Genomic DNA, 12,921 nt, shown 5'->3' with positions numbered 1-12,921 from the left:
CGTCGTGTGTGCGAGGTCGAAACGATTTTGAATACTGACACGGTATCCCCGGTATGCTCGGCTTCCTCCCTGACGACCCCGTTATCATCGCGATCGTCGTGATCCTTCTCTCGCTAATCTTCTTTACGTATCTGCTGATTCGACGGACCGTCCTCGAGTTTCGAGACGGAATGCGGTAGTCACCGCTGTCGATCACTCGAACGTCTCAGTGATCTTCTCGAGCGCGCGTCCGATATCCGCCCGTGAGACGTCACGGTGGGTACAAAACCGTACCGTCGCCGGTCCGAACTCGCTCGCGAGAACGTCGCGGTCGCGAAGTCGTTCGACGACCGCGGCCGTCTCGAGTCCCGTCCCGCTGATATCCGCGAGGACGATGTTCGTCTCCGGTTCCCGAACGTCGAATCCCGGAACGGCCGCCAGCCCGTCCGCCAGCGCTTGCGCGTTCTCGTGGTCGGACTCGAGTTCCGAGACGTTCTCGAGCGCCTCGAGTCCGGGGCCGGCGATGATACCGGCCTGGCGCATCCCGCCGCCGAGGAGTTTGCGAACCCGTCGGGCCCGCTCGACGAACGCCTCGTCGCCGGCCAGCACCGATCCGACCGGCGCGCCGAGTCCCTTCGAGAGACAGACGGAAACCGAGTCGACGGGATCGGTGATCTCGGTGACGGGGACGTCGAGCGCCATCGCGGCGTTGAAGACGCGCGCCCCGTCGAGGTGGACCGGAACGTGGCGCTCGCGGGCCGCCTCGGCAGCGGCGGCGATCCGCTCGGGGTCGATCGCGAGGCCGCCGCGGGCGTTGTGCGTGTTCTCGAGACAGAGTAGTCCGGTTCCGGGCCGGTGGAGATCCTCCGTGACGTACTCGTCGGCGATCTGTTCGGGCGTCGGGACGCCGCGATCGGTCTCGAGCGTTCGGACCTGCAGATTCGCGTGCTGGGCGAAGCCGCCGAGTTCGTACGCGACGACGTGGCTCTCGCGATCCGCGAGGACCTCCTGGCCGCGCTCGGTATGGACGCGGGCCGCGATCTGATTGCCCATCGTCCCGCTCGGAACGTAGAGCGCCGCGTCCTTGCCGACCGCCTCGGCGACGCGGGCCTCGAGTTCGTTGACCGTCGGATCCTCGCCGTAGACGTCGTCGCCGACGTCGGCCGTGCGGGCGGCCTCTCGCATGGCGTCATCAGGTTTCGTCACCGTGTCGGAACGCAGGTCGATCATGGCTCGAGATGGTCCGCGAGAGGGGATATAGGCGACGTTCCCGGCGGCGATCCGAGCTGGCGTTTTGCGCCGCGACTCGGCTTCGAACTCCGACCGACACATCGAAATCCCAACGTTTTCTACGCCGTCGACCAGTGGCGAACGTATGGGCGAACACTCCGATCGTGCGGTCACCCTCGTCTCGGCGTTTCGGCTCGCGGCGTTTGCGCTGCTCGCCGTCGGCTTTAGCGGCTGGGTGTTCGACGACGGCGGCGAGGTCTCCCTCGAATCGCCGTACACCCTCGCGTTCGGCCTCGGCGTCGCCTGCGCGCTGGCGTCGATCTATCTGGGGATCTTTCTGGCGAACCGCGACTGAGGCCGGTGGCAGCGTCGTCGTCGCCGAACTCGATTCGGGCGAATTTCGGATGCGAAAACGGTATCCCGGCGCTCGGAGACGTCTGACACATGGATCCACGAATCCGCGAGCACGCGGAGATCATCGCGAACCACTCGGTCGATCTGCAGGACGGTGACAACGTCGTCGTCGACGCTCACCCCGTCGCCGAGGACCTGGTCGTTGCCCTCCACGAAGTGATCGGCGATATCGGCGCGAACCCGGTGACGACGAGCCAGCGGACGGGCAAACGCCAGCAGCGCGCGTTCCTTCGGGCTGGAGACGACGACTACGACACCCCCGAGCACGAACTCGCGCTCATCCAGAACACGGACGTCTACATCGCGATCCGCGCCTCGGATAACGTCACTCAGACCAGCGACGTCGATCCCGAGACGCAGGCGGCCTATCAGCAGGCCCACCGCCCCATTCTCGAGGAGCGGCTCTCGACCCGGTGGTGTCTCACGCAGTATCCCGCCCCGGCCAACGCCCAGCTCGCCGAGATGAGCACGGAGGGCTACGAGAACTTCGTCTGGGACGCCGTCAACAAGGACTGGGACGAACAGCGCGACCACCAGGAGAATATGGTCGAGATCATGGACCCGGCCGAAGAGATCCGCATCGTCAGCGGCGACACGACCGACGTGACGATGTCGATCGACGGCAATCCGACGCTCAACGACCACGGCGAGCACAATCTGCCGGGCGGGGAGGTGTTCACCGCACCCCAGCCCGACAGCGTCGAGGGCGAGGTACTGTTCGACATGCCGCTCTATCACCAGGGTCGCGAGATCACGGACGTCTCCCTCGAGTTCGAGGGCGGCGAGGTCGTCGACCACGCGGCGGCGAAAAACGAGGACGTCCTCACGGAGGTTCTCAACACCGACGACGGCGCGCGCAGACTCGGCGAGCTGGGCATCGGGATGAACCGGGATATCGACCGGTTCACCTACAACATGCTCTTCGACGAGAAGATGGGCGATACGGTCCACATGGCCGTCGGCCGCGCCTACGACGACACCGTCGGCGAGGACAACGAAGCAAACGACTCCGCCGTCCACGTCGACATGATCGTCGACATGAGCGAGGATTCGTACATCGAGGTCGACGGAGAGGTCGTCCAGCGGGACGGCACCTTCCGGTTCGAAGACGGGTTCGCCGAATAGTACCGCGACGAACGGAGTGAGTCGCGGCTTTTTCAAACTAGACCGCAAGGCGAATTCCCGGACGTTGGCCGGAGTGGGCGGCTTTTTATCGACGGCCCCAGTAGCTACGTGTATGACAGTTCTCGTCGCGTACGACGGTTCGGAGCCGGCACAGAAGGCGATCAAACGCGCGTTCGACGAGTACGGTGACGAAGAGATCGTCCTGTTACGCGTCGTCGAATTCGCCGGCGGCTACACGGGGGCTGGTATCAAGGCGGTCCAGGACCTGCTCAACGACGAGCGTGAGTCGGCCGCCGCCAATCTCCGCGAGGATCTCTCCGAACTGGTCGATACGACCGACGTCGATTTCCGGACCGAGGTCGCCGCCGGCGCGCCGGCGCGCGAAATCGTCTCCTTCGCCGAGGAACACGACATCGATCACATCATCGTCGGGAGCCACGGCCGAAAAGGCGTCTCGAGGGTCCTCCTCGGCAGCGTCGCCGAGCAGGTCGTTCGTCGGTCGCCCGTGTCGGTGACGGTCGTCCGGTAATCGCCGGCGCCGTCTCGATCGGTATCGATTCGGTCAGTCGGTCTCGCTGGCGTCGCCGTTACGTTCGCGCTCGTGCTCGCGCTCGAACGCAAATCGAGTATCGAGTTAGCCTTCTATCTTCAATCCGTCTCTGAACCGGGATCGTCGGCGACGTCGGATTCGTCGACGAGAATCACGTCGCCGACCTGCCCTGCCTGTTGGTACTCGCATCGATACGTGTCCATCTCGGCGGTCGCCTCGAACACGAGCGTCTCCACTTCGCCGACGATTTCGTTGCCGTCGGTCGAGTAGCCGTCGACGACCTCCTCGTCTTCGTCCCAGAGGGCGACGTTGTGGTGGACGCCGTCCATGTTCTCCCACGTGAGTTCGTACTCCCGCCCCTCGACGAGCACGAGCGACGGGTTTTCGACGCGGTCGATGGCCGCCGGTTCGACGCCGACCCAGCCGCCGACCCAGCCGTCGAAGCGGATCTCGTCGACGTCCGCCCACGAGCCGGGGTCGGTGTCTCCCTCGACGTACTCGGCGGCGTCGACGCCGGGTTCCTCCGGTTCGTCGTCTTCGTCGCCGTCCAGACACCCCGCGAGGGGAAGCGTCGCGAGCGCGCCGGCGACGCCCGCGAGAACCGCGCGTCGATCCGTTCCGTGAGGGCTCATCGTCGCCACTACGTGGCAGAGCGAAATAAGTCGCCGTTCGCTCGAGCAGGAGTGTCGGTCGCACTGATACGGAGTCAGACGGAGTTGCTGACGCGTCGCTCTCGGGTCGCGGCCGTGTCGGGAATCGAGGCGAGAGAGCGGCCGTCTTATACGGACTACTGACCGTCATTGACGGTGCAACCGCAGAACGATCCGCGGTTGCACCGGTACATCGGAACGGCAGACCGTCTCAGTCGACGAGCGCAGCGACCAGCTCCGAGACGAACGCGAGTTCGTCCTCGTTGACGCCGTGGCCCATCCCCTCGTAGAGGCGCTCGGTGACGTCGCCGTTCATCGCCTCGAGGACGTCGGCGGTTTCGTGGACGCGCTCCTCGGGAATGTGTGGATCGACGTCGCTGCAGCCGAGGAAGACGGGCGTTCCCTCGAGATCGGCGCCGTCATCGAGGTAGTCCTCGGGATCGACCGAGTCGCCGATGAGGCCGCCGCTCAGGGCGGCCAGCCCGCCGTACCGGCGCGGATTGCGGCCGACGAACTCGCTGGCGAGGCAGGCGCCCTGGGAGAAGCCGACGAACGCGACTCGCTCGAGCGGAATCCCGCTGTCGGTCGCTCGGCCGACCGCGTCGGCGATGGCTCGCAGCCCCGAGGTGCGGCCGGGCTCGTTTTGCTCGACGGGCGCGAGAAAGGAGTTCGGATACCACGTCCGGCGTGCGGCCTGTGGCGCGAGGAAGACGACGCCGTCGTGGTGGACCTCTCGGGCTAGCTGGAGCATGCTCTGGGCGGTTGCGCCGCGGCCGTGGGTGAGGACGACGGCAGCCGTCGCGTCCTCGAGGTCGGTTCCGGCGGTCGCGAGCGGCTGGTCCTGGTGGGGACCGTCGACGTCGTAGTCGAGGGTGACTCCGCCGTCTCCGTCGTCTCCGCCTTCGCCGCCCATCAGAGGCCACCGGTCCCCGCGCTGGCCTCGGGGAGGTCGTGTTCGACGACCTCGAGGCCGAGCGCTTCGATCGCGCCGCGGAGGTGTTCGTCCTTGGCGTACTCGGCGCCGTCGTCCTCGCGAAGTTCCTGGGCCTTCGCCAGCACCTCGCCGCGGCGGTCGTCCGGAATCTCGTACTTGTCCGTCGAGAGTTCGATCACGAGTCCGTTGTTGTCGTGGGTGTAGATCGAGTGGAAGATCCCCCGATCGAAGACGTTGTAGCGGTGGCCGGCCTCCTCGAGTGCGTCCATCGTGTCCTCGTACTCGTCGGGATCGACGCTGAAACAGAGGTGATGGACGGCGCCGACGCCGCCGCGCTGTCCCTTCGCGGAGGGGCGGTCGTCGCTTACGAAAAACGTGAGGATCCGCCCGTCGCCCGTATCGAAGAACAGGTGGGTCTGCGAGGGATCGTCGAGATTCGGCTGCCGGAGGACGAGGGGCATTCCGAGGAGGTCGCGGTAGAACGCGATCGTGTCCTCGGCGTTGCTCCCCCAGATGGTGATGTGGTCGGTTCCAGACATGTGGACCGGACTGTCGGGCGGTGCTGGCGTAACCGGCGGTTGGGAGTCGTCGGACATGGGTGGGACGTGGTTGGTGGGTATGTGTGGTCGGTGGATCGAGTTGCGGTACGGGTTGGCGACCGGTCGTCGGTCGTCCGTCGTCGCTGCGTGGCTCCTCGCGGGTTACTCCGCGAGTTCCTCGCCGAAGATGCGCTCGGCGTCGGCGGGGACGTCGAAGTCGTGGTAGTACTCGCCTTTCTCGTTCGAGAGGATGTTCAGCGCCGCGGCGGCGCCGTCGCCGACGGCGATGGCGGCCTGCCACTCTTCGGGACGGACCATCGCGCCGGTCGCGTAGACGCCCTCGACGCTGGTCTCCATGTCGACGTCGACGTCGACGACGTCCTCGTCGGTGAATTCACAGCCGAGATCCTCGGCGATGTCGCGGTTCGCGCCCGTCGCGAGGACGACGTAGTCGGCCTCGTAGGAGTCGTCTTCCGTTTCGACGGTGAATCCGTCGCCGTTCTCCTCGACTGCGGTAACCGCCTCGCCCTGGTGGCGGTCGGCGCCGAAGTCGTCGACCTGCTGGCGCGCGGTGGCCATAAACTCGCTGCCGCCGACCGAGCCGATTCCGAGATAGTTGAACAGGTGGGCCTTGTGCATCCACGTCTCGTCGGTGTCGAACACCGTCGTTTCGAGGCCGTTCTTTTCGGCGAACAGCGCGGCGCTCAGGCCGGCGGGACCGCCGCCGACGACGAGTACCGAGGCGTTCAGTTCGTCTTCGCGTTCGTCTGCAGTCGTATCGTCGCTCATGTAGTTACACAATGTTACCGCAGACGTATGAACCCCGCAGAAACCTCAGGACAACCACGTGACACGCGTGTTACCGGTCCATCTGCGGCCGCGGGATGTCGGCTCGAGTACGGCTCGGAACCGCGGGCGAAGATGGTGCAATATCCCACTAGTGAACCATCGTAGATAGTTCTTTCAGGCTGACTTCCAGAGAACGTGGAACGTCAGTATACCTGTCCTAGAGTCGCTGTAACGCGGACTTTCCGGCTGGCGCATGCAGGCTCAATGGCTTCGGGTGGCTCGACCTAACTAATTCGATACAGGAGAGCGACCGGGTGCCGCCGGGACAGTCGCCGCCCCGCGGTTGCGGCCGATCGCGGCCTCGTCCGCGACCGAGGACGTCCCCGTACCCGGTATCGATCACTAGCCACGGCCCGGTGACGGTTCGCTCGAGGGCCTACACCTGCAATCCAACGGAGATATCCATGAACACAAGCCTCGAGGTAGAGTACTGGGTCATCGACGACGATGGTGACCTGGTCGCACCCGACTCACTGCTCGACGTCTCCGAGCAGTTCGATCCGGAGTTCGTCGAGCCGATGCTCGAGATCAAAACGACGCCGTGTTCGTCGATGGCGGAGCTCCGCGAGGAGTTTTTCACGCTCGTCGAACAGGCGGTCGACGAAGCCCGCGACCGGGACAAACACCTGGTCCCGCTGGCGACGCCGCTATCCGCCGCACCGGCGGAGATTCCGTATCGCGACAAGGACAGTACCGACCTCCAGCGACGGATCGTCGGCCCCGCGTTCGACGACGCGCGCGTCTGTGCGGGAACGCACATTCACTTCGAGCAGTCCAACGTCGTCGACCAGCTCAACACGCTCACCGCCCTCGACCCCGCTTTCGCGCTCGTCAACAGTTCCTCGCACTACCGCGGCGAGCACATCCTCGAGTGCGCACGGCCGTTTCTCTACCGCCGCTCGTGCTACGAGACCTGCCCCGATCAGGGACAGCTCTGGCCGTACGTCGACAGCGTCGACGAGTGGGAGACGCACCTCGAGGGCGCCTACCGGTGCTTCCGCGAGCGCGCACTCGAGCGCGGTATCGACCCCGACGCGTTCGACGACGAATTCGACCCCTACGACGCCGTCTGGACGCCCGTCAGGCTCCGGAAAGCCATGCCGACCGTCGAGTGGCGCTCGCCCGATGCGGCGCTGCCGAGTCAGATCTTGCAACTTGCCGAAGCGGTTCGTTCGCTCGTCACCTACGCCGACGCACGCGGAACTACTATCGACGATGGATCGGTTGCAACTGTCGAGGACACGCTTTCGCTTCCCTCGTTCGACGCCGTCGAATCGGCGACCGACGCGGCGGTCTACAACGGCGTCGACGACTCGCGGGTCACGAACTACCTGCGAACGCTCGGGTTCTCGCCGTCGGAATACGAGCCGCTGGCAAATCAGTTACCCGACGATCGACTCTCGAAACGCGACGCGAAACGCCTCCGTCTCGAGGCTGCGCGCGGCCTCGAGGCCGAGGTCGCACAGCGTCCCGCGCCGTCGTCGACGGTTTGAGCCTCTGGAGACGACTCCGTTCGTGTGAGTCGTATCGGGTTCAGGTCTTGTGTACACCGTCAGCTGACCGAACACAGTTTCGAACTGGCGATAGCTTCGTAGATGCCGCACACTTCGAGCCGACGCAATTCTCAACGCCAACTCAGTGGAGGCGATCGAGCCAGCGGTCGCCGGTACGCAGATCCATCGGAATCTCCTCGCCGAACCGACAGCGGGTTCGTTCGGTCTCGCAGGGGTTGCCCATCCCGAGGTCGACCGTAGCCGAACCGCCTTCGAAGATAGCCGTGCTCGCGGTCGTTAGCTGCCCGAAGGCGTGCTCGCCGACGTCCGGCTCGGGATGGCGACAGATCGAGTCGTCGCCGGGGCCGTTCTCGTGATCCTGTGCGAATCGCCAGAGATCGTCTCGGTCCAGTCGATGGTCCCCCTCGAGTAGCTCGAGGGCGCGCTGGCGTCGCTTCGTCGAACTCTCGGTCTGTGTGGAACGAGCGTGGACGAAGTGATTGGTTCGGGTAACGACCTGGTCGTCGTCGACGGTGATGCGTTCGGCGACGGGATCGACCTCGAGCAAGACGGCGTCGGTCGCGTCCGCGAGGAACAGCGTCTGTCCGCAGAGCTGTCGAGTCGGATAGGACTCGAGCAGCGTTCGAGCCTCGCCGACGGTCGAACACTCCTCCAGAATCATCCGGATGACCGTCCCGTTTCGAAGCTGGTTTTCGGGGTCGACGTCCGCACGCTCGCTGTCGATGAACGTGTTGGCGGCGACCAATCCCTGGTCGTTGACGCCTTTGAACATCGAAATCGTCCCGCAGGTGTCGACCGTCAGGATTCCGTAGGTGTCCTCGAACGCCGGCTGCTCGACGATCGACTTCGGGCGGAGGCCTCGGCCCGCGATGTCGCGGTTCTTGAGCACCATCGGGCCGCCGGTATCGGCGTCGCTGACACGGTTATTGTCACCGCCGTCGACGCTCGCCGTCTCGGCCTTCGGCGTCGAAACGAGCGCGTTCGTACAGCCCTTGGGGTGTTTCTCGGAGCGTCCCTCGCCTTCGGCCAGTTCCTCGCAGAGCTCCGAGTAGGCGAAGACGTAGACGTCGTAGACCTCGGGGTCGACGTCGAACACCTCGGCCATCGCCTCGTAGGCCCGTCGATGGCGATCCGGCAGACTCTCTCGACTTCGTCGGCCGTACTCGAGCAGGGGCTCGAGGTCGACGTCGCGCTCGTCGATCAGCGTCTCGAGTTCGTCCATGGCCCACTCGACGACCTCGCGTTCGGTTTCGGCGCGGTGGCGTGCGTGGTCGGCAAACGAGTCGACGTCCGTCCGCAAATCGGTGTATGCGGCCGACTCGACGGCTGTATCATCCATACCTGGACCACGGACTCTACACAAGTGTATCGCGGGCCTGAATTGTCTTGTTCCGTGGTGGAACACCGACGTCCGACGCGTCGACCCCCATCGACGGCGTCGTGACGCCGGTGACGTGCGATTGCTGTGTGGGTGTACGCACGTCGGCAGCGGGGATCGGTGATCGTCGCGTGTCGCGATGATCGGTTCTACCCCCCTTTCCCCATGTGGTGCCGTTTCCGGCTCTGCCGACACAGTAGTTAAAATCATCAACAGTAATTAGTTCACCGGTAGGGGAATCGATGGGAGTCATCCGAGGGTGAATCACGGTGCCAGTACGATAGTGTCTCGATTCCAAAATCCAATCACGTTCGAGACTCGAGTCGTGATCCGGAAAGGGATTTGCGGTGGACGAAGCGAGGGCAATTTTAGAACGGAGTACAGAGATTCGAGGAGAAAGCCCACGACTGAACTCGTGGGAGTAGTCACACGAGCAACTCACTCGATCTCGATCGACCACTCGCCGTCGACTTCGACGGAAATCCAGACGGTTCCGTCGACGGGGTCTCCGGTCTGGTTGATCGTTACCTCGTGGTCGAAGTCGCCGTGGCCCTGAGTCACGGGTTCCGTGTCTGCTATGGCCGTTGCGTCCTGATCGAGGACCTGGATGTTTCGAAAGTTGTCTCCATCGGGTCGAACTTCGCCCGCGACCTGGATTGTAGTTTCGCCTTCGATTCCGACCGGACCAAGGACGTCGAACCCCTCGCCACTGGCCTCGGCCGGCGAGTGGTCGACAACGGACGGTTCGGGCTGGACGAGTTCGACCGACCACTCGCCGTCAGTGGTCACCTCGAGCCCGTACTCGCCACCGCCAGTCGGGACCGCCACGGCGCCCCTATCGGGCTGAATCCCGCTAGTGATGATCCCACCAGAGATTCGACCGTCACTGTCGATCCGTTCGACCCGGAGATCGCCGTCTCCCTCGTGGTCGAAAATCGCGATCATCACTCCGGCGTCCAGTTCGGCCGTTTCGGTTACCGTATCGCCGCTCCCGGAGAAGGAGTGTGTGACTGCACCGTGGCGGTCCGTATCGTTTCGAATCGATTTGAGAGACGACAGTTCGTCGGCGTTTCGGTACTCGATGTCGGTCCCACTGTCGTCTCTACCGTTCGAAGCGTCGCTCCCGTCATCAGCCGTCTCGTTCCCCTTTGTAGCCGCCTCGTTTCCGTCGGTGGAACCCCCTGCCAGTGCAGCGTACATTCCCGTCCCGACGAGCGCAACCAGTGTTCGGCGTTGCATACAATAACCATATTTCTGTAAGTTAGGTCTTGTGAACGGAACGATCGTGTTGCTCTGCTGTCGCTCACGGGGCAATCGTGACAGCGCGATGTCTCGGTAGAAGTTGAACCACGTCGTCGGCTCGCTATCGCTCGCCGCCGCCTCGTTCGAATCCCACGTGCCGGTTCACTCGTCGCTACGCGACTCGTTGCACGGGCGCGATGGGATTCGAACCCACGACCGTCGGATTAGAAGTCCGACGCTCTATCCGGACTGAGCTACGCGCCCTCGAGTACGAATCCACGACGGATTGGCATAAACAGTGTGGATTTACTTCCCAGTTACCCGTGGAAACGGGATAGCGCCGTTACGAACGGCAGTCGGTGGGTCATCCGGATCGCGACCGGACGGCGACGACCAGAAACCAGAGCGACCGTTGCGTCATCTCGTCCCGTCTGAAACGCACAGGTCTGGACAGTTACAGCGATCGCGGCGTTCGTCGCCGAGACCGGGACTCGAGGCTATTCGTTGAGCAGCGTAGACGGCCGTTCGAGGGGTCGAAAAAGAGGGCCAGACGGTGGCGGACGTAACAGTCGATCCGTTACAGCGCGTCGTCCATCAGATCGTCGTCTTCGTCGCCGTTCTCGAGGCCGTTTTCGTCATCTTCGTCGTCGTCCTCGAGGCCGTTTTCGTCATCTTCGTCGTCGTCCTCGAGGCCGTTTTCGTCATCTTCGTCGTCGTCCTCGAGGCCGTTTTCGTCATCTTCGTCGTCCTCGAGGCCGTTTTCGTCGTCTTCGTCGTCCTCGAGGCCGTTTTCGTCGTCGTCGCCGTTCTCGAGGCCGTTTTCGTCCCCGTTTTCGTCCGCGGGGCCGTCGTCTTCTTCATCGTCGTCGTCCGCACAGCCGGCGATCGCAGCAACCAGTCCAGTGCCGAGCGCAGCCGTAAACCGCCGTCGGTCGAGTTTTGGTGCTGTCATAGCGTGCGTTCGAGGCGACGACCGAGTGGTAAATAACGACGACAGTCCGTTTCGACGGTTAGTCCGAATTCGAATGGATTGCGTGCTGTTAACGCGGTCGGCGGAGACGATTGCGAAATCGAGCGCCGTTTTGTACTCGACAATCGACGGGCCCCTGGGTGCTACCCGAGAACTAAGCACGGTGTCTGCGCGCGGAACGATCACGTCGACGATGCTGAAACCACGCTGAATCTCGAATACTGGCCGTTAGAACGGACCTACCGACGTTTCGCGTGCTGCAACCGTTCCGCTTCGATCGGCGAACGGGCCGCGTTTGCTCGCGACCGAACACAGCGCTTATGCCCGTCTCGCCGATACGTTCGCCCGATGCACGTCATCGGAACGGTGGGACTGCCCGGCAGCGGGAAGGGCGAGGCCGCAACCGTCGCGCGCGAACACGCCATCCCCGTGGTGACGATGGGCGACGTCGTCCGCCAGGAGACGGCCGACCGCGGACTCGATCCGACGAAAGATCACGGCGACGTCGCACAGGCGCTGCGCGACGAGAACGGGCCGACGGCGATCGCCGAGCGCTCGCTGCCGATGATCGAAGACCGCCTCGAGAATCACGACACCGTCCTGGTCGACGGGCTGCGCTCGGGAACCGAGGTCGACGTCTTCGAGGAGCGCTTCGGCGAGGCCTTTACGCTGGTCAGCATCGAGGCGCCCTTCGAGGTCCGGGCCGAGCGGATCGACGACCGCGGCCGGGACGTCGGGGCGGACGAGGGCGGCGAGGGACTGGCCGCCAGGGACGAACGCGAGCGCGGGTTCGGGATGGACGACGCGATGGACCGCGCCGACGTCGTCGTCGAGAACACCGACACGCTCGAGGCGTTTCACGACCGCATCGAGGCCGTCATCCGCGACGGGACGGCCGACGCTGCGGACGGAACCGACCCGGAATCGGAACCTAAACCGGGCTCGGCGTCGAACGCGGAGACAGACCGATGACCGACATCTACCGCGTCGACGTCGAGGTGACGGCGCCCGTCTACGACACCGAGGTCACCAGTCGCGTCGCCGACGCCGTCGCGAACATCTTCCCCAACGCCGACCTCGAGGAGTCCTTCGGCGAGATTCACGCCGAGGCTCACTCGATGGATCACTTCTCCGAACTGCTCCACCGCCAGGAGATCCTCGATACGGCCCGCGGCGAGTTCTTCGCGAACCGCGAGGACGATACGTTCACCTTCGCGCTAAAGAAGCAGGCGGCCTTCGAGGACCGCGTGAACTTCTCGGTGGGCGAACCGGACGAACTCGGCGAGATCAGCGTCCGCGTCCGCGTCGAAGAACCGACCGTCGAGGAGTACGTCGACCACATCGCGCCGCCGACGGAAGACGGGCGGCCGGTCGAGAGCTGAGCGGGAGCGACCGCAGCGAATTTTCGCCGTCGAGTCGACGGCCGTAGTACATCGAACACCCACCGTGGCGAGAGCTCGTAGTAGCGACTCGAGGAGGGAACAAACGCGATCGCCGCCGCGGAGCGCACTCGAGCGACCCTGTCGGATTCGAACGCTCGACCAAGT

At 64.4% G+C, this 12,921-nt stretch carries 15 protein-coding genes and 1 tRNA gene; 7 read left to right on the top strand and 9 right to left on the bottom strand.

Annotated features, from left to right (window positions below; all coding sequences use genetic code 11):
* Positions 1-53: 53 nt before the first annotated feature.
* Entirely contained in the window at positions 54-179 is a 126-nt protein-coding gene (locus C493_RS24035) for a DUF7859 family protein (RefSeq protein ID WP_007259345.1), read from the top strand.
* 13 nt (positions 180-192) lie between these two features.
* On the opposite strand, the gene C493_RS10195 is transcribed toward C493_RS24035, so the two are convergent.
* Positions 193-1,209 (bottom strand): threonine aldolase family protein, encoded by a 1,017-nt coding sequence (locus tag C493_RS10195; protein WP_007259344.1) that lies wholly within the window; start codon positions 1,207-1,209, stop codon positions 193-195.
* A 145-nt stretch (positions 1,210-1,354) separates the two neighbouring features.
* On the opposite strand from C493_RS10195, the gene C493_RS10190 reads away from it, so the two are divergent.
* The 3 genes from C493_RS10190 (at position 1,355) to C493_RS10180 (ending at position 3,277) form a co-directional block, all read left to right on the top strand.
* The gene (locus C493_RS10190; protein WP_007259343.1) at positions 1,355-1,564 is read left to right on the top strand and encodes a hypothetical protein; all 210 of its coding nucleotides are present in this window, start codon (positions 1,355-1,357) and stop codon (positions 1,562-1,564) included.
* A gap of 89 nt (positions 1,565-1,653) precedes the next feature.
* A complete protein-coding gene (locus C493_RS10185; protein WP_007259342.1) occupies positions 1,654-2,748 on the top strand; it encodes an aminopeptidase in 1,095 nt (364 codons plus the stop codon).
* Positions 2,749-2,860: 112 nt separating this feature from the next.
* Complete coding sequence (locus C493_RS10180; RefSeq protein WP_007259341.1) at positions 2,861-3,277, top strand: universal stress protein; 417 nt, start codon at positions 2,861-2,863, stop codon at positions 3,275-3,277.
* 119 nt (positions 3,278-3,396) lie between these two features.
* Here C493_RS10180 and C493_RS10175 read toward each other — a convergent pair whose 3' ends face one another.
* The 4 genes from C493_RS10175 to C493_RS10160 all read right to left on the bottom strand — a co-directional run bounded on the left by C493_RS10175 (position 3,397) and on the right by C493_RS10160 (position 6,210).
* A complete protein-coding gene (locus C493_RS10175) occupies positions 3,397-3,930 on the bottom strand; it encodes a hypothetical protein (RefSeq protein ID WP_049889291.1) in 534 nt (177 codons plus the stop codon).
* A gap of 229 nt (positions 3,931-4,159) precedes the next feature.
* A complete protein-coding gene (locus C493_RS10170) occupies positions 4,160-4,861 on the bottom strand; it encodes an alpha/beta hydrolase (RefSeq protein ID WP_007259339.1) in 702 nt (233 codons plus the stop codon).
* Positions 4,861-5,478, bottom strand: coding sequence for a VOC family protein (locus C493_RS10165; RefSeq protein ID WP_049889284.1), 618 nt, complete (start codon positions 5,476-5,478; stop codon positions 4,861-4,863). Before C493_RS10165 ends, C493_RS10170 begins: the two co-directional genes overlap by 1 nt.
* Positions 5,479-5,583: 105 nt before the next feature.
* Positions 5,584-6,210, bottom strand: a complete 627-nt coding sequence (locus C493_RS10160; RefSeq protein ID WP_007259337.1) for an NAD(P)/FAD-dependent oxidoreductase — start codon at positions 6,208-6,210, stop codon at positions 5,584-5,586.
* A gap of 464 nt (positions 6,211-6,674) precedes the next feature.
* Between C493_RS10160 and C493_RS10155 the strand changes: the two genes are divergently transcribed.
* On the top strand, positions 6,675-7,763 hold the full coding sequence (locus C493_RS10155) for a glutamate-cysteine ligase family protein (protein WP_007259336.1): 1,089 nt from the start codon (positions 6,675-6,677) through the stop codon (positions 7,761-7,763).
* 142 nt (positions 7,764-7,905) lie between these two features.
* Here C493_RS10155 and C493_RS10150 read toward each other — a convergent pair whose 3' ends face one another.
* The 4 genes from C493_RS10150 to C493_RS10135 form a co-directional block, all read right to left on the bottom strand.
* Positions 7,906-9,123 carry a C45 family autoproteolytic acyltransferase/hydolase gene (locus C493_RS10150; RefSeq protein WP_007259335.1) on the bottom strand — a complete coding sequence of 406 codons (1,218 nt, stop codon included), beginning with the start codon at positions 9,121-9,123 and terminating at the stop codon, positions 7,906-7,908.
* A gap of 477 nt (positions 9,124-9,600) precedes the next feature.
* Positions 9,601-10,401: a hypothetical protein gene (locus C493_RS10145; RefSeq protein ID WP_152421138.1), complete on the bottom strand. Its 801-nt coding sequence runs from the start codon at positions 10,399-10,401 to the stop codon at positions 9,601-9,603.
* Positions 10,402-10,593: 192 nt separating this feature from the next.
* Positions 10,594-10,668, bottom strand: a tRNA-Arg gene (locus tag C493_RS10140).
* A gap of 313 nt (positions 10,669-10,981) precedes the next feature.
* Positions 10,982-11,356 (bottom strand): hypothetical protein, encoded by a 375-nt coding sequence (locus tag C493_RS10135; RefSeq protein ID WP_007259333.1) that lies wholly within the window; start codon positions 11,354-11,356, stop codon positions 10,982-10,984.
* Positions 11,357-11,722: 366 nt separating this feature from the next.
* On the opposite strand from C493_RS10135, the gene C493_RS10130 reads away from it, so the two are divergent.
* Together C493_RS10130 and C493_RS10125 are read left to right on the top strand one after the other, a co-directional pair.
* Complete coding sequence (locus C493_RS10130; protein ID WP_007259332.1) at positions 11,723-12,346, top strand: AAA family ATPase; 624 nt, start codon at positions 11,723-11,725, stop codon at positions 12,344-12,346.
* Positions 12,343-12,756 (top strand): RNA-binding domain-containing protein, encoded by a 414-nt coding sequence (locus C493_RS10125; RefSeq protein ID WP_007259331.1) that lies wholly within the window; start codon positions 12,343-12,345, stop codon positions 12,754-12,756. Before C493_RS10130 ends, C493_RS10125 begins: the two co-directional genes overlap by 4 nt.
* Positions 12,757-12,921 lie beyond the last annotated feature (165 nt).

The organism is Natronolimnohabitans innermongolicus JCM 12255 (assembly GCF_000337215.1).
Classification (GTDB): Archaea; Halobacteriota; Halobacteria; order Halobacteriales; family Natrialbaceae; genus Natronolimnohabitans; species Natronolimnohabitans innermongolicus.
This window is presented reverse-complemented; position numbering and strand designations above follow the sequence as displayed.